This window comes from Liquorilactobacillus mali, assembly GCF_001437155.1.
GTDB classification, from domain to species: domain Bacteria; phylum Bacillota; class Bacilli; order Lactobacillales; family Lactobacillaceae; genus Liquorilactobacillus; species Liquorilactobacillus mali_A.
In genome coordinates this window covers 132412-150021 of sequence record NZ_JQAR01000004.1, presented here as the reverse complement: position 1 = coordinate 150021, position 17610 = coordinate 132412, and the positions used below count along the sequence as shown (strand labels likewise).

Annotated in this window: 16 protein-coding genes and 1 pseudogene; 12 read left to right on the top strand and 5 right to left on the bottom strand. The window is 32.5% G+C overall.

Features of this window, described 5'->3' with window-relative positions:
• Window positions 1-30: 30 nt before the first annotated feature.
• Both IV36_RS03430 and IV36_RS03425 read right to left on the bottom strand, forming a co-directional pair.
• Window positions 31-942, bottom strand: a complete 912-nt coding sequence (locus IV36_RS03430; RefSeq protein WP_056990795.1) for an MFS transporter — start codon at window positions 940-942, stop codon at window positions 31-33.
• 358 nt (window positions 943-1300) lie between these two features.
• Complete coding sequence (locus IV36_RS03425; protein WP_056990794.1) at window positions 1301-2311, bottom strand: LacI family DNA-binding transcriptional regulator; 1011 nt, start codon at window positions 2309-2311, stop codon at window positions 1301-1303.
• Window positions 2312-2448: 137 nt separating this feature from the next.
• Between IV36_RS03425 and IV36_RS03420 the strand changes: the two genes are divergently transcribed.
• From IV36_RS03420 to IV36_RS03365, 12 genes and pseudogenes are all read left to right on the top strand, one after another.
• Complete coding sequence (locus tag IV36_RS03420) at window positions 2449-3876, top strand: L-fucose/L-arabinose isomerase family protein (protein WP_056990793.1); 1428 nt, start codon at window positions 2449-2451, stop codon at window positions 3874-3876.
• 27 nt (window positions 3877-3903) lie between these two features.
• Entirely contained in the window at window positions 3904-4734 is an 831-nt protein-coding gene (locus tag IV36_RS03415; RefSeq protein WP_056990792.1) for a transketolase, read from the top strand.
• Complete coding sequence (locus IV36_RS03410; RefSeq protein ID WP_235810227.1) at window positions 4727-5581, top strand: transketolase family protein; 855 nt, start codon at window positions 4727-4729, stop codon at window positions 5579-5581. Before IV36_RS03415 ends, IV36_RS03410 begins: the two co-directional genes overlap by 8 nt.
• A 94-nt stretch (window positions 5582-5675) precedes the next feature.
• A complete protein-coding gene (locus tag IV36_RS03405) occupies window positions 5676-7124 on the top strand; it encodes an FGGY-family carbohydrate kinase (protein WP_056990791.1) in 1449 nt (482 codons plus the stop codon).
• 439 nt (window positions 7125-7563) lie between these two features.
• Window positions 7564-7971: a hypothetical protein gene (locus IV36_RS03400; RefSeq protein WP_056990790.1), complete on the top strand. Its 408-nt coding sequence runs from the start codon at window positions 7564-7566 to the stop codon at window positions 7969-7971.
• An 821-nt stretch (window positions 7972-8792) separates the two neighbouring features.
• Window positions 8793-9374 carry a hypothetical protein gene (locus tag IV36_RS03395; RefSeq protein ID WP_235810226.1) on the top strand — a complete coding sequence of 194 codons (582 nt, stop codon included), beginning with the start codon at window positions 8793-8795 and terminating at the stop codon, window positions 9372-9374.
• Window positions 9375-9457: 83 nt separating this feature from the next.
• The gene (locus IV36_RS03390; RefSeq protein ID WP_056990789.1) at window positions 9458-10078 is read left to right on the top strand and encodes a sunset domain-containing protein; all 621 of its coding nucleotides are present in this window, start codon (window positions 9458-9460) and stop codon (window positions 10076-10078) included.
• Between the two features lie 318 nt (window positions 10079-10396).
• The gene (locus IV36_RS03380; RefSeq protein WP_056990787.1) at window positions 10397-10771 is read left to right on the top strand and encodes a hypothetical protein; all 375 of its coding nucleotides are present in this window, start codon (window positions 10397-10399) and stop codon (window positions 10769-10771) included.
• A 23-nt stretch (window positions 10772-10794) separates the two neighbouring features.
• Complete coding sequence (locus tag IV36_RS03375) at window positions 10795-11397, top strand: hypothetical protein (RefSeq protein WP_056990786.1); 603 nt, start codon at window positions 10795-10797, stop codon at window positions 11395-11397.
• Between the two features lie 171 nt (window positions 11398-11568).
• Window positions 11569-11976 (top strand): annotated as a pseudogene (locus IV36_RS12635) (N-terminal phage integrase SAM-like domain-containing protein).
• An 84-nt stretch (window positions 11977-12060) separates the two neighbouring features.
• Window positions 12061-12711 carry a site-specific integrase gene (locus IV36_RS12350; protein ID WP_235810224.1) on the top strand — a complete coding sequence of 217 codons (651 nt, stop codon included), beginning with the start codon at window positions 12061-12063 and terminating at the stop codon, window positions 12709-12711.
• A 582-nt stretch (window positions 12712-13293) separates the two neighbouring features.
• Window positions 13294-14196, top strand: a complete 903-nt coding sequence (locus IV36_RS03365) for a DUF5677 domain-containing protein (protein ID WP_056990785.1) — start codon at window positions 13294-13296, stop codon at window positions 14194-14196.
• Window positions 14197-14426: 230 nt separating this feature from the next.
• Here IV36_RS03365 and IV36_RS03360 read toward each other — a convergent pair whose 3' ends face one another.
• The 3 genes from IV36_RS03360 to IV36_RS03350 all read right to left on the bottom strand — a co-directional run bounded on the left by IV36_RS03360 (window position 14427) and on the right by IV36_RS03350 (window position 17590).
• Window positions 14427-15815, bottom strand: a complete 1389-nt coding sequence (locus IV36_RS03360; RefSeq protein WP_156648626.1) for a hypothetical protein — start codon at window positions 15813-15815, stop codon at window positions 14427-14429.
• A gap of 270 nt (window positions 15816-16085) precedes the next feature.
• Complete coding sequence (locus IV36_RS03355; protein ID WP_056990783.1) at window positions 16086-17345, bottom strand: GH25 family lysozyme; 1260 nt, start codon at window positions 17343-17345, stop codon at window positions 16086-16088.
• Window positions 17342-17590: a phage holin gene (locus IV36_RS03350; protein WP_156648625.1), complete on the bottom strand. Its 249-nt coding sequence runs from the start codon at window positions 17588-17590 to the stop codon at window positions 17342-17344. Before IV36_RS03350 ends, IV36_RS03355 begins: the two co-directional genes overlap by 4 nt.
• Window positions 17591-17610: the final 20 nt, after the last annotated feature.

The window sequence follows — 17610 nt, the reverse complement described above, 5'->3', positions numbered from 1 at the left end:
TTTAATTTTACAGGGGAAAGGTATTCCCATTTACACAAACTTCTTGACACTCCCAATAAAACCAATGGCACTAATAATTAGGATAACTACTGGTGTAAAGTGCTTGAAAATTTTGAATATTTTGCCATAAATAATCGAAAAGGCTGCACTAACAAGTCCCGCAATTGATAATGCTGTTCCCAAAAAGCCTTGGTTACTTAAACCTAATTGTTTTATAGCCAAACCACTATCTGTAAATAATGCCATAATTACACTAAAATATATAAATAACAGTAGTATCCCAATAATTACTATGATTGGTAATTTCTTGCTTTTCTTTTCGACGGAACCCTCTAGATTGTTCTTAATAACTTCATTTTTCTTAACATTTGTGCCACTTGAATTTTTAGGATATGCAAGTGTAAAAATAATAAGTACTGGAACAACTAAAAAATATACCCAAAAACATGCTTGCCAATTAATACCAACCAAAATACCTGCAACAAATGTCATTGCACTAGATCCAATCGCTGAAATTGCTGCTTGGATACCCAGTAAACTTCGTAATTCGTCTCCAGAGAAAAAGTCACCTAGTAAACTCACAGCAAGTGGTGTATACAAGCCAGTGCCTGCTCCATAAATAAAACGTAGAATTTGAATAGCTGTAAAATTAGAAATAAACGCAGGACCAATGCCACCGATTAATGCTAGTAACAAACTAATAATAACCGTGTTACGTTTACCTATAAGTTTAACAACTACACTATTAAGTAATATAAATATCATCATGGAAAATGAAGGAATCGTAACCAGTGCCTGAACGGATGCAGCACTATGATCTGAAAATACTCCTACCATTCCAACAACTGCAACCGAAATAGCACTGGCATCCTGCAACATTGTTGAGATAGATAAAATTCCAAATTTCAATAATCCTCTATGCTTAATACTTGATTCTGACATGTAAAGCCCTCCTTAAAATATTTATGAAATTAATATACTAACTAAATTTAATATATTTTAAAAAAAATGTTTCCGCTTACATTTAGAAATAAAACTCATAAATGTTTTAATGTTCGCTAATTATAAGCCTCCTCCCATATTGATAAGATTATTCATTAAGTAATTTCTATGTTCGGAAATATTTAACATTTTCTCGAAATAAGACTAGCATTCATTTTTACTTTAGTCAATCTTATTTTTCTAAAATAAAACTAAAATAAAAGAAAAACTAAATAAAAATAATCTGCAAAAACCTACAAAAAAAGGGATTCAGACTGATCCCTGTATATCCCAAAATAATAATAAGCTTTTAAAACTTTTATAACGACTTTCTTTCAACCAACGTTGTAGAAATCAAAGTTTTTTGTGGATTCCAGTTAGCAGTACCTAACTGGCATTGTAGCTGCAACAGAGCTTGTTGCGCTATTTGATCAACTGGTACATGAATTGTTGTTAACTCTGGTGATATCAATGTTCCTTCATAGACATCATCAAACCCCATTACTGCCAGTTCATCAGGGACCTTAATTCCCTCCTTTTGAGCAGCTTTTATAAGACGTATCGCTATATAATCATCTTCACAAAAAATAGCCTTAGGTAATGGTGTCACTAATTTTTTTAAATTCAATCCCTCTGGGTCTAATTTTGTTGGTGAAATGAAATAAAAATGGTCATTAGATATTTTCAATTCCGATTCAGCTAATATTTCATGGAATCCGCGACGTCGTTCACTAAAATTCGACATCAAATTTTCAGAAGCAAAATAACCAATATTCGTGTAACCTTTTGATAAAATATATTTTCCTGCAAGTTTAGAACCCTGATAGTTATCCATTGTCACAAAATCAGCAACAACATCTTCATAATAAGTATCCAAAAAAACAATATTCGTAATTTTCTTTTTTATCAAACGAACCTGCGTTTTAGTTAAATCTGTGCCCAATACTAAAACTCCTTTTGATTCATTAGACACTATATCATCAAGTTTTTCATTAAGTTTATCTGCCGAAACAGTAACAGTATGCAGTGTCCCATTTAGCCGACCTATACTCACAGATAGCGCCGAAATCAATCTACTAAAAAAAGGCAAGCTACGATAATCATCTTGAACGACTCCACTTGTTGTGACCACTAAAAAAGTAACATCTCCAATTCCTTGTACCGTATCTTTCTTACTTTTTCGTAGAGGTTTATATCCCTGTTCTGAAATGATTTTTAAGATTTTTTCTTTTGTTTCCTCACTAATACCATCTTTACCGTTAATTGCAAGAGATACAGCTGATTTAGAAACATTGGCCATTTTTGCAATATCACTCATTTTCAATACCATTTTTCATTCCACCTTTTTAGTTCCACTAAAATAATACTAAATTAAAAATTATTTTGCAATTGTATTGCTTTTTTTCTTTCTAAAATAATACACTTAGTTTTGTAAAAATAAGAATTAGTTTAGGAGAGTGATTTAGTGTGGACAATAAAATTAAACTAGGATTTGCTCCAACAAGACGTAACATTTTTTCAGCCGATGCAGCGATAAAATTTGCTAATCTTACTCGTAACAAGATGAATGAATTAAATATAGATTTTGTTGATATTACAGATATAAATAGTGATGGACTACTCTACGATGACGATGGAATGAAAAAGATTGCACACAAATTTAAAAATGCAAATATTGATGGATTATTTTTAGCAAATGAAAATTTTGGTACAGAATATGAATGTGCTCGACTGGCTAAACAATTTGATGTACCTGTTTTATTATGGGGGCCAAAAGATGAGGCTCCAGCACCTGATGGTTCGCGATTGCGTGATACTCAATGCGGTCTATTTGCAATTGGCAAAGTTCTACGTCGATTCCAAGTTCCTTTTACTTACTTGGTTAATGTTGGCCTTGAAGATCCAGAATTTGAGAAAGGCATTAAGGATTTTATCAGAGTTTGTAACGTTGTAAAAACTTTTAAAAATACTCGTATCCTGCAAGTTGGACCGCGTCCATTTGATTTCTGGTCAACTATGATCAATGAAGGCGAATTGCTAGAAAGATTCAATATTTCTCTTTCCCCTATTCCGCTACCTGAATTAACTCAAGAAATTCATCGTTTACAAGCTGATAACGATCCAAAAATTTCAACAACAATTAACAAGTTAAAAGAAATTGCAGAAATTGAAGTTAGTAACAAAGATCTGGAAATGATTGCAGTTCTTAAAGTCGCCTTAACTAATAAAATGAATGAATACGGTTGCAATTCAGGCGCTATTCAATGCTGGACCGCATTACAGGATGAAATTGGGATCTTGCCTTATGCTACAGAATCCTTATTACAGGACGAAGGGACCCCCGTAACTTGTGAGACTGATATTCATGGAGTAATTTCTGAATTACTAGTTGAAGCTGCAACCATGGGAATGGAGAAAGCTATTTTTGCTGATGTTAATTGTCGTCACCCTGAAGAAAAAAATGGTGAATTACTACAACATCTAGGAGTTTTCCCATTTTCTACGGCTAAGAATAAGCCTGTATTGCCCAAATCCCATTTTGTTTTTGATTATCCTGGTTCCGTCGCTTTTGAGGCTAAAACTGGCAATTACACTTTATGCCGTTTTGACGGCGATAATGGTAATTATTCATTGTTATTAGGAAATGCTCAAACTTGTGTTGGTCCATATGAACAAGGAACTTATTTATGGCTTAAATTTGCTAACTTAAATCGATTTGAAACCAAGTTGGTCTACGGTCCATACATTCATCACATTGCAGCTGTGAGAGCAGATGTCGTTCCAATTTTATACGAAGCATGTAAATATTTAAAAATTTCACCCGATTTTTACGATCCAATTGAAGAGGAAGTTCAAGCTTATTTACGTGGAGACATTACAAGTATTATCAAATGAACGAAAAATATTTAGGAGGTAGTTATCTTGGATACGAAAATGCTAGAATTAAAGGCCGCTCAAATGCGGTTAGCAACTTGGAATATGATTTATAAAGCTGGAACGGGGCATACTGGTTCAGATTTATCATGTGCAGATATTTTGGTAGCACTTTATTACACTGTCATGAATCAAACGCCGCAAACTTTTGAAGATCAGAATTGCGACCATTATATTCAATCAAAAGGACACGCAGTCGAAATTCTTTATAATGTACTTGCGGATCGAGGATATTTTCCAAAAACAGATCTTGAATCCTATTCACAATTCAATTCTCCTTATATTGGACACCCAACAAATCATGTGCATGGAATCGAACAAAATACTGGATCTCTAGGCCATGGTCTTGGTCTCGCATCCGGAATTGCTTTGGCAGGTAAATTAGATCATCGTGGTTACCATGTCTACACTTTAATGGGCGATGGTGAACAGGCAGAGGGTTCAGTTTGGGAAGCTGCTATGTTTGCAGGTAACTATCACTTGGACAATTTAACAGCAATTATTGATCATAATAAATTACAGATTTCAGGACCAATCACACAGGTAATGAATTCCGAATCATTGACGGCGAAGTATGAAGCATTTGGTTTTAATGTTATTGAAGTAAACGGCAATGATATAAGTGAACTAGTCAATTCATTAAAAAAACAAAATCATACTGGTAAACCGCTCCTGATTCTAGCAAATACTATCAAAGGACGTGGAATCAGTTTTGCTGAAAATAAAGCAGAATGGCACCATAAAGTACCATCTGATGAACAGTATCAGCAAGGTGTGAAAGAATTAAAAACTATAATTGGAGGTCTAAAAAATGAGTGAGCAAGCAAAAATCGGCGATGTAATTGTGGCTGAATTATCCAAAGCAGCAGATAAAGATCGAAATATTTTAGCAGTAACCAGTGATTCGCGCGGCTCCGCTTCTTTAGCACCCTATATTAAAAAACATGAGGAGCAACTAGTTGAAATTGGAATTGCGGAACAAAATTCTGTCACTGTTTCTGGTGGGCTAGCTCACTCAGGTAAACGTCCTTTTGTTTTTGCTCCAGCTGCATTTTTGACAATGCGTAGCATTGAACAAGTAAAAGTAGATGTTTCTTATTCAAATAATAATGTCAAGTTGATTGGTATTTCTGGTGGAAACTCTTATAAAGATCTTGGGGCAACCCATCACTCGTTGCAAGATTTAGCCATAACGCGAGCAATACCTAATTTGGAAGTTTATACTCCTGCTGACCAATACCAAGCAGCCAAATTGATCCAGTACCTTGCCATATCAAATGAACCAGCATATGTTCGTATCGGAAAAGTTGCATTACCAAACATTTATAGTGATACTAAAAATGCGTTTATTAAACCCGGCAAAGCAAATATTGTTGTCGAAAATGGAACAGATGTTGCTTTGGTCAGCTCAGGTGAAACACTGCATATTGCTATTGAAACTGCTTCATTGTTGAAAATGCAAGGAATTAATGCAACTGTTGTTGACTTAGTCAGTATCAAACCGTTAGATATTGAATTATTAAATCAACTAGCGGATAAAACAAATTTAATAGTAACGCTAGAGGAACACAGTTTATATGGTGGCCTTGGTTCTGCTGTAGCAGAAGCTTTATCACCAAGAGGAGATATAAAATTAGAATTGTTGGTTTTCCTGATGAACCAGTGATTGCGGGTATGCAAGATGAAGTATTTAAATACTATGGTATGGATGCAAAATCACTTAACGAAAAAATTAAAATGTGGCTAAAGTAGGTGATATAATGTCTGAATTAACTTTAGCAATTGACCAAAGCACGCAAGGAACAAAAATTTTATTAGTAAGACAGGATGGCACAATTGCATATAAAATAACCAAAAATCATCAACAAATCATTAATCCACAAGGTTGGATTAGTCATGATCTCACTGAAATAGCAGCAAATTTAAAATTTTTAATTCGTAAAGCTTTATCACACGCTGGTGATGCTGCAATTAAGGCTGTTACAATTAGTAATCAAAGAGAAACAGCTGCTGCCTGGTCAAGAAGAACTTCTGCACCTTTGGCTTTAGCTATTGTATGGCAGGACAACCGTACCACTAAAGTTACAGAACAACCTAACATAAAAAAAAGGGAAAAGATTATAAAATATAAAACCGGATTACCTCTTTCTCCTTATTTTACAGCTTCAAAGTTTAATTGGCTCCAAACTTATGAACCTGCTGTTCAAACGGCGTTATCTACTGGCGACCTATGCTTGGGTACAATTGATAGTTGGCTGCTTTATCTTCTAAGCGAGGGAACCTACAAAACTGAGCCAAGTAATGCCTGTCGAACTCAATTAATGAATATTGAAACTTGCGAATGGGATCCTGAACTATGTGAAATATTTGGTATTAATCCAAAAAATCTTCCCACTATTGTCGACTCAGATAGCAATTTTGGGACAACTACCCTTTTTGGTACATTAGAAAAACCTATTCCAATCACAAGCATATTAGGAGATTCACAATCGGCACTATTGGCGGAAAATTGTTTACATCCAGGAGAAATTAAAGTAACTTTTGGAACAGGTTCGTCAATTATGATGAATACCGGTCAAAAATTATTGCGTACAAAGAATGGGTTAAATACTTCTGTTGCTTGGAAAAGAAAAGGTAAAACAACGTATGCTTTGGAAGGAAATGTCAATTATTCTGGTGCATTGATATCTTGGCTCAAAGATCGACTCAAACTTATCAACGATCCAGCAGAAACAGATGAAATGGCCCAAGCTGCCAGTAAAAATGACACTACTTTTTTAATTCCTGCTTTTAGCGGGATGGCCGCGCCTTATAATAAACCAGAACTTAAAGCAGCTTTGGTTGGGATGACACCTTTAACTGGACGTAATGAGATAGTATGTGCTGCTTTAGACGCTATTATCTATCAAATTAATGATATCATCTCACTAATGTGTCAGGTATTTACTGATAGCAAACTGACCTTACATGTGGATGGTGGAATGATTGCAAATCAATATTTAATGCAGCGCTTAGCAGATATTGTACAATGCAAGGTTTTAATTTCTCCTATTCAAGAACTAAGTGGGGTTGGTACTTCATTGAACGGCATGAACAATCAAACTTTAACTTTATCAGTGAGCAAAACTTACAAACCTTGCTTAGACAAGATACAATCACAAAACCAAGTAAAGATTTGGGCAAACAATATTAAGCAATTAACAAAATAATAATTAAGCTAAAAGATGATGCTTTCTAAGCTGTATTAACACCTTGGCTAAACTTCAAATTCCTTTGTCAATACTTTTGACAAAGGAATTTTGTATTTTTCCCCATCAAAAAAATGTTAGTTAAAAAACTACATAACAATTACTACTATTAAATTAATCCTTAATATAGAAATATCTAAGTTAATATGAAAAAAATTTGGAAAATTACAATCGATTGAATTAAATTACAAAAAATAAATTCATTAATAAACTTTTATGCGTATTTTATTTTGATGCATACAAAAATACAGTTGAAAATAAGGATCAGTACCTCTGAAATAAGTTAATTTTTTATTTACGTATTACCAAAAAATTTCTGTTTTTTTGTATTTGTGTCCAAAATGAAAAATAATTTACGTCGTAAGCAGTAAAATATCACAATAAAAAAAGGAGTTTTAAAATGCATAATTCAGATATAGTTATCAGTATCAATGATGAAAAATACACAAATATCGAACTGGAATACAGCGCGTTACTAACTGCAAGTGATAATCCATATTTAAAAAATGACGATATCATTTGTATAGCTAAACTCAAAAGAAATAAATTGGATTATATTAGAGAAAAGGATATTGTTGCCTTTACTTCCCATGATGAAGGTTTCCTCTTTCATCTCTATCGTGTTGAAAATCTTAATAAATTAGAATTTCAATTCCACCCTCTATCCGATTTTTTAAATAAGGAATCATTTATATTAAAAAAAGCAGACCTCGACGATTCTGCTTTGATTGGTAAGGTTCTTTATACAATCAACAGGTTGAACAATGCCTTTTTCATCAACTTATCACATGATGAATCACCAAATTGATTCCTTACATCTCAATGATGGAACGTAATTACTATATCGAGTGATAAAGCCACTTAATACAATCTTTGCATGCTAAATTATAATAAGCTTTTCTCATAAGGAGCTGGATCAAATGTTAATTTTTGATCTGACTCCTCTATTTGTTCCGTATAAACGCGTTCCATAAGTACTTCACACTTTTACTATCCTCGAACTTATCTCCTTATTTTACTTTCAAACACTACACTTTATTTCTACTTATAGTAATTCTCCCCAAATAATAATTTTGTACAACTACTTCAATCTCAAGTTCAAACATTAAAATATAGTCATTAAATCTTAAGCAGAATGGATAGAAATAAAACATCTTTTTTATATCCCAAGTAATTTCCAACTTTTTTCATTATCCTCAAAAAAATTTATAATTTATCAATCATTTATGATATTATATTATTGAAAAAAGATTCAAATACTAGAGTTCAAATGAATTTTAGTCGATTTTAGACATAAAAATAACTATTTTAGTTGCAAAAATACACATCATTTAGCAAATAAAATGATTTAACTCTTGTTAAATCATACATAATAATTGAGTCAACATCTTCAGCTATCACAATTCTTATGTCTTTTTATATTTCGAACAACAATATTGAAAATAGGCGATATAGTCAACTATCTAATTCTAAATCAATTAAGATCACATTGATGCAAATTCTGATCATGTGTTTGCTTGCGTTTAGATTTTTAATTAATTGCCCCTTTGTGGGCTTTTATTTAGGAATAAACTCAAGTATCAAATATTACTCACTAAATGTAAAAAATTGTTTTTTGGGGAAACAAAAATGAAAAAAATATATTTATTAGGTTTGATAGCAACTTCTTCTCTTCTATTTGCCGCATGTAAAAATAATAATTCTGTAAACAAAAACAGCAATTCGTCTAAAGAAAAATCCGAAAACATTATGACGAAAAAATCAAGCAAAAAAGTAGCAAGTATTGCTTTGAAAAAGAAAAAAGAGTCTGAGAGCATATCCAAAGCAGAAAGCGAATCAAAAATCAAATTAGAGGCAAAAAATAAAACCATAACATCGAACTCTAGCTCACAGAACTCGCAATTCACCAGTGCTCAAAGTGCTCAAGTACAACCTTCAAGTAGTAGTTCTATATCTTATGACGAAAATACTCTTACTGGTTTCTTAAATAAATATGGTATGTCTCCTGTGGCTTATAAAATAAAATATGAGGGCATGTCAGAATATGATGCTCTGAAAAGCACACCTAATGATATGAAAGATTCTGGGGAAATGCAGACTGAATATATGATGGATCAAGGTTATCTTGATCATAATGGTCAACCAACAAACAAAACACAGCAAAATGCAGAAGAAAGTACTGAATCCTCAAGCAGTGATGGGGGTAATTAATGATTAAATAGCCAAAATTTATATCTACATTTAGTCCAAAACTGATGACTATAAAAGCTGAAATTATTTGGGGGAGTAACATTATGAAAAAGTTAGGGATTTTCTTAAGTATATTTTGTGCATTAACATTAGCAGGTTGCAGTAATACTTCTAGTGCTAGTTCAAGTTCATCAAAAAGTAGTACAAAAATTGTTAAAGTTGATAAGGCTAAGCAAAAGAAAGAAAAAGCAAAAAAGGAATCTATTAAAAAAGCTAATTCTGAAAGTAAGACCGCTGCTAAATCTGAAAGTGAATCAATTGCCGCTTCCGAATCAGCAAGCATAGCTTCATCAGAGTCTGAAAGTGAATCATTAGCTTCTAGTTCTAGTATTGCACAATCTTCTTCTATTGCTGCCTCTGTAGCTTCTTCTCAGTCTGCAGCTTCTTCTCAATCGGTAGCTTCATCAATTGCAACTTCACAGTCAATTGCTGCTTCCAGCAGCCGTGCAGCTGCAACTTCAAAAGCTACAGTAGCTCAAACAACAAATAACAACGGTGGTGATGACCTTTACACCGGAACATCTGGTAAAATTATTGGAAATTCTCAATCGCATATCTATCATGTCCCAGGTCAAGCTGGTTATCACATGAATTCATCTAACGCTGTGTATTTTAATAGTGAAGCTGATGCTCAAGCCGCTGGGTACAGAAAATCATTACGATAATGGCATACAGTTGTAGAAACAATCTTCAACATATACAAACAATTACTAATAAACAAGGAACCACATCACTAAATATTAATCATTCGTATCTACTAACACCATTTAAACATAATGAAAAAGTTGTAAAAAATTTTTCAAAATTGAAAGTTGCAGCAGTTACTTCAACACTTGGTATTTCCACTTTAGTAATAGACGGCACTAGATCAAATAAGGCTCATCAATATCAATGCCGTGATTGTGGTAAAATTCGGGTTCGTAAATAAAACATAGTCCAAAAACTGACGACGGTAAAAGCTGAATTTTTAGGGGGAGTTATGTATGAAGACTACAAAGCTTGTTTTTGGTATTTTAATGATAGTTCTTTCTGTTTTTATTGGTTTACAATCAATGGTTGCCGGGCTAGGGAATTCCTTGGAAAGCAATCATCAGCATGGGGGATCTGCTGGAATTTTGGTAGCAGTTCTGTATTTAGTTGCTGGGATTGTTTACCTTGCTACTAAATCAACTAAAAAATTAGGTGGAGATATTGCTAATTTTATTCTTTTGGCTTTAGCGTGGTTACTGGGAGTTTCAAATGCTGGAAGTTACGGTGACTTAACTGTTTGGGGTTGGCTAGCACTTATTATTGGGGCTTTATTCTTAATTTGGCACATTTTTTCTAACAAAAAATCTAAAAATACAGTAGTAAAATAGAATGCTTGGGGGAATTTATTATCATGAAAAAAATATCAAAACTTGTGTTACCTATCATTTTATCTTCTGCCTTTCTAGGAACTGCCTTCATTTCTCAAGGTTCAAATAATAGCATATATGCTAAGGCTACTCAAGCAACTTTAGGAGCTGGAACATTCACAGTTGGTAAAAAAGGAGATATAAAACCTGGTCGATATATTATTAAATCAATCAATGGAAGTGGAAACCTTTCAGATAGTACAGGGCAAATAAATGTTATTTTAGGTCAAACGGTAGATACTGATAGTGGCCAGGTTGATTCATATACTACAAATTTAAAAAAAGGTGATCAAGTCCAAATTCAGGGCATAGAGTCTACAAGTTTTACTCCAACAGGCAAAAGAATTAAGAAAACCATTCTAAGTGCTGGTGACTGGAAAGTTGGAAAAGACATAAAAGCAGGTAGATATGTTATAACCGCACTTCAGGGAAGCGGTAATTTAAGCACAAATGATGGAATGATTAATGAAATTTTAGGAATAACTAGTGACTCTGAAACTGGTCAGGTTTCAAGTGTTACCGCTCAATTAACAAAGGGTGAAATTTTAAGTACTAATTTGGAACAAATCAAATTAACAAAGAAATAAAAATTATATTGCCCTTTCGGGGGCTTTTATTTAGTCTGTAAAGCGAACGTATGTGCGTATTTTAGCAGGATTAGTTCATATCTCTTTCTGATTCTCCCCCACTTTTGCATAAATTCACAATAAATTGCGTACAAACCTAGTAAATTACTCAGAAAGGAGTTTATCTCTTCTATGGCTTTCATTGAAAAATATACAACACAAAAGGAAAATTTTTGGAGATTCCAAATTTCCTACACTGATCCTGCAACTAGTAAAAGATTAAAAAAGAGCAAGAGCGGATTTAGGCTTCAAAAAGAAGCCCGCATCGCTGCTGAAGAATTAGAATCACAATTGTTGAATGGATTTACCGATTCAAGAATGACATTTAATCAAGTTTATAAACAATGGTTTGAGAACTATAAATTGACTGTTAAAGAATCTACCTAGACAACAACAAAGAGAAATTTTGAAAACCATATTATTCCAGCTTTAGGCAATGAAATCATTGGCAAAATTACTCCAGCAAAATGTCAGCTTATTGTAAATGAATGGTTTAAAAAACCACTCAAAAACTATAAAAGGTTCGCTAACAATATATAAGGAGTATTTAATTATGCTGTTAGATTAAAGATAGTTAAAAGTAACCCAATTGATGCAATTATTATTCCTAGCAATCGAAGGCAGTTGATAAAAAAAAATAAAAAAGATATGTATTATAGTAGAAATGAACTGCAAAAATTTTTAGAATGTCTCCAAGAATCAGGAACTCAACAAGCGTATACTTTCTTTAGGCTGCTTGCGTTTACTGGTATGCGTAAAGGTAAGGCACTCGTTTTACAATGGAGAGATATCAATTTTTTAAAACGCAAAATAAGTATCAATAAGACCCAATCAAACGGTGACGGTAAATTGATAATCCAATCAACCAAAACTGCAGCTAGTGAACGTGAAATATTTATTGATAATAAAACATTAGGCATTTTAAAAGACTGGAAGAAACTACAAAAGATGCAGCTTTTTCAATTGGGCTTTAATAGTAGTTCATCCAAGAACCAGCTTGTCTTCTCTTCCAACTTGAACAAGATGCATAATCCCAACAAACCTCGTGTTTGGATGACAAGAATCACTAAAGAGTATGATCTTAAACACATTCCTGTGCACGGTTTTAGGCACACTTATGCAACATTAGCGATTCAAGGTGGAATGCCCCCAAAACAGTTACAAGCGCAATTAGGACACAGGGATATACGCACAACTTTAGATATCTATACATCCGTTACAAAAGAGCAAAAACAAGACACTGCTGAAAGATTTACCTCATTTGTGAATTTTTAAGAGTATCATATGCTCATGTGCACTCTATGCACACTAAAATTGTAAATAATGAAAATAATACGAAGACAAAAAATAAAAAAGCCTGTATATCAACATTTCTGAATGATATACAGGCTTCAATTATATAGGTATTGGGCATACTGGACTCGCAATTCTGTTCACAATCAGTCACTTATATGCTGTCATATCAACTCTTTTATTTGTGAAAAAAACTTTTAGGCTAACAAAAAGCTAACAATTTAAATAATCTTCTGGCGGCAAGTGGCTGTTACTCAATTGAGTAGCAGTTTTTTATTATACTGTGAAATATTGTTAAGTTAACTACCCTATCTAAATATCTATGAATAAAATACGTATAAATGAATTAGAGCTATACCAATTTTAAAAATAGCAGTAATTTATGTCTCAAAATATATACTTTCTTTAATCAACACACTGTATGTAATATATTAAAAGAAGTTAAAAGCAATTATAATGTACGTTCTTTTCAGTACCACTATCGATTGCCTTGTTTTGATATTGTGGTAAACTATTCTTGTAGAATTATTTAACTTGTTAACTCAAGGGAGGTTGTCCTTTCATTTGAAAATATATTGTAATTTACTCTCTCTAGATCGTATTCCTAAAGTAGGAATACCTGATCTATTGAATGACTTTAATGTTGTAGATCATACTTCTTGGGATGTTATGAAAGAATTTTTATTTGTTTATCAAATACTTTTGGAGTCTAGTACTACAAATACTACTGAGGGACGTATTATTCTAGGTATGATGGTTAGGGTAATTAAAATAGGTAAGTCCGTACTACATTTGTCTGGAGCACATATACATTATGGGCAAAATGGGCTTGGAAGGTTGATTTACGAATCATGTGTTACTATTGCTTGGCTACTGGGATCTTCAGATAAATTAAGATTTGAAAATTATATAAAAAATGGATTATTAAATGAGAAAAGATTATTAAAGCGAATAGAAGAAGATATAGATAATAATAACGGTGTTAAACTTCCGATACAGGAAAGAATGATTAGTTCTGTTGAATATACGGCTAAAGAGGCAAATCTTACTTTAAAAGATGTTAGAGAAATACCGAGTGCTAAAAAGATTGGTATTCCAAACGTTTATGAAAGAACTAAATTTTTAGATCCTTCATGTGGCCTCTATTTACTTTATCGGAATATGTCTGGAGAGACGCATGGGTCTTTTCATGAACTTGTAAGATATAATACTGAAAGAAAGGAAAATTTTATAGAAGCAGAGTTTCATTGCAGTGCAGAAGAGTCAATTGCCTCAGATTCTAGAGTTACTTTGCCTTTAATTATTCTTATTAATAAATCTTTTTCTGAGGTCTTAAAAGATAATGTTTTTGACTTTAATAATAGCAGTGACAAAGAATTATTAGTCGCTAGAATTAGGAATATAATGAAAAATGTTTCTAAACTTGATGCTGCTCATGAAAGGTTACTTCAAGATCAAAAGTTATAAAAACACCAGGATAATTAAACCCCAGTACTTAATGAACTACTTCTTATTATCATCTCTAAATATCAAATAAATAATAAATAGTTGAATGACTAAAGAAGCTGAAATGGTGATGGTCAAGGTATCATCTCAATTGTGGACTTGAACAATCCACATCGCCCATGGACTCTCTCCCCGAAGAGGGTCTATTTGTTTGTACATAGATATATTTATTAACTAGGAATCTGTACAAATTACCTACTATTATATTTCAAATAGTACCTGTCAAATAATTCCTGCAATAATGATTTTTTATTGTCAATTTCTTTTTTATTAAATAAAATATTCTGCCCTTTAACAACACTTTCACCTATCATAATAATATCACTTGCATTACATAAAAAGAATTTGTCTCTACTACGTAAGATAACTATGCTTTTCAAAAATCTACTAACTTTTTCTGTGTTTACACCTATTATTTCATTAGCTCTTATAAAGCTCTCTAATTCCCCAACACGTAATTCATAATTTTTATAACTATTTTTTCTGTTAACCAGATATTCATAACCAATAAGAAATAAATTATCTTTAGTTTCCTGACCTTCCCACTTTAAGTCTAAAGGAAATAAGATATTTTCACAGTTATTTTGAGGTTTAAAATTTTCTGTATCATATCCAAAAGCATTTATGGTATCTCTTGAATTTAACTTTGCTCTTAATTTATATGATTTATAATTTAAAAAAAAGTGAAAAGTGTTGAATTTATCATCAAATCTTTCTACTTTTTCACCATATAATCCTTTAAGTAATTTCATATAATGATTTAAAAATAAATTATCTTTTATCAAAGATGCTGAATTAGTATCCAAAAATCCATGATTTTGTTGAACCCCTTTAATAATTTTATCCAACTCTTCCATAGTTTGATTTTTGCTTACTCTTGCTTTTAGTTTATTGCTGAATCCTGAATACTCATTTTTCTTTGAGATATCAAATTTTATTTTTTTATATGCATCGTCAACTTTTCCTAAAAGTTCTTTTAATTTTATTCTGTTAGTACTGTTACTTTTAACAGTATCCCTTATTTCTTTGTTAATTTTTCTCTTCAGTTTTAGGCATAAATCGATTACTTCGGAAGACACTTCATATTCTGCATTTAATTCAGGTTTTTCTGCAACAAACTTGAACAAACCACTATACATACTTTTTAATCTCTCAAATTTTTCTGCTTCATTTGGTGTAAAATCATTCATTCCCATTTTTATATCATTATTAAGTATATGTTCAAAACATTCTTTCCCAATCCATAAAGAGTTACCATTTTCTCTATTTATGATATGATATTTTTCAGTTCTGAGAGCTGTATTACATAACTCACAACGTGGTTTAACCTCTAACTTTCTTATATCTTCCCTAAATATCCCTGTTCCTTTTTTCCACTCTTTTTCACACTGAAAAATCCACAAATGCCTATTAGTATATATTCCCTCATATGTACTATCACTCAAACTATCTATATTCTTATAAAAATCTTCAGAAGAAATAATTTTGTAAATTTCCTCATGTTCTTCTGATTTTAGTAAATACTGACTCATAATAATTAAATTTCTGTCTATTTTTCTAAGCAACATTCTATTTCTCAATTATTTACCAGCTCCCCCAGATTTTACAAACATACGTTCCTAAAATAGATTATCATATTACTACAAAAAATTCAAAAAATAAAATCATTAATTTAACAAAAATAAGTCAATTACTACCAAATGTAGGTGATAATTGAATCTAAAGCCTCAGTATATAGATTTCAATTAAATTTTAAATCAAAAAAAGACTCCCTAGAAATTAATCTAGAGAGCCTAAATTGTCTAAGTCAAATATATTTCATATAAATTATATCACATTAATACTTAAATTTAAAATGGTTTTACACCTTTATTAATACATCTTTGAATATACTTAATCGTAAATCCACCACGAGTTAATACTCCATCAGTATGCTTTAGCCCTGCTTTGCGTTCCATAGCATTGATAGTATTCTTCCCAAGTATGCCATCCTGAGTTACTCCTAGATGCTTCTGTAGCACCTTTACGAGGCTACTAGGATTACTTATCTTACCATCTTGTACTTTCATGTCATAGAGCTTCTGAAGCTGTAGAATCGTGTTGTATCCTAGTACTCCGTCAACTGTAACTAATTGTGTTGAAGTCTTTGTATAGGTCTTAGAGGCATTATTAACTAATGTTCCTTTAAGTTTCAAAGAGTCATTAGGGTGGATTACAGTATTAATAGTTTTTCCATTTAACTTAGCTAATTGATACATATCTAATCCAAACTTCTTAGCTATTGAATACCATGAATCACCACTTTTAACAACATAGTAAGTCATATCACCATCAACTGTATTATTAGCTAGTGTTGCATTACTTGCAGTGGGTTTAACAGGTGTATTATTTTTAACATCTCCATCACTCATAAGATTGGTTAAGTCCACGTTACCATCAACTGAGTAAAAGTTATCTGCGTATTGCCACATAGCTACATAGTTCATTGAAGGAAAGTAGTTAAAGTCTGGAGCTGTCTGTAATGAGGTAGTTTTATAACTAGCTACCCATGTCCTTGTACCAAAGACTGAGCCAACTTCATCAACATTAATGTAATTTCTTAGATAACTAGCTCCCGAATACAATACAGCTTTATAGTTAGCCTTTTCAATTGTTTCCATAAATGAAATGATAGCCTGAGTGTTAGCTTCCTTATCACTTGTTGCACCTTGTTCATAATCCAAGGCAATTACTGAACTAGTCTTTAAACCAACTCTCTGAGCATCACTAATAGCTAGATTAGCCATATTGATAGCTTGTGATTGACTAGAGCCAAACTGACCCCAGTAATATCCACCTACATTTAATCCAACTGAACTAGCTGAAGCTAACTGAGCGGATGCTTTAGGGTTCTTATAATGAACACCTTCACCACCACCCGAGCCACCTAACTTAACTATTGTAAATGTTGCTCCTTTATCCTTGAATCCTTGGAAGTATTGAGTAGTTGAATCTTGCCAATTACTTACATCAATACCTAATGAATTAGCTGAGACTAAACTACATAAAAATAAAAAAGAAGCGATCATGACGACCGCTCCCATTAACATTCCATTTATCTTTTTCCTCATTTCACATCACCATTTTCACTATTCGTAACTGGACTGACCTCACTTACTACACCCACTAAACCTAAGATAGTCAAAATGGTGTTAATCACATTAATTATAGATCCCCAATCACCTGTAAACTTAATACCAAAGCAAGCGACAATCTGCTGAACTAGTACAATCAACAGTGCGATTAATGCCGATATGATACGACCGTTTAGAGTACCATCAGGTTCAATAAATTTGGATTTTACATTTTTTAACATTTTCACTCCTCCTTTTTTGA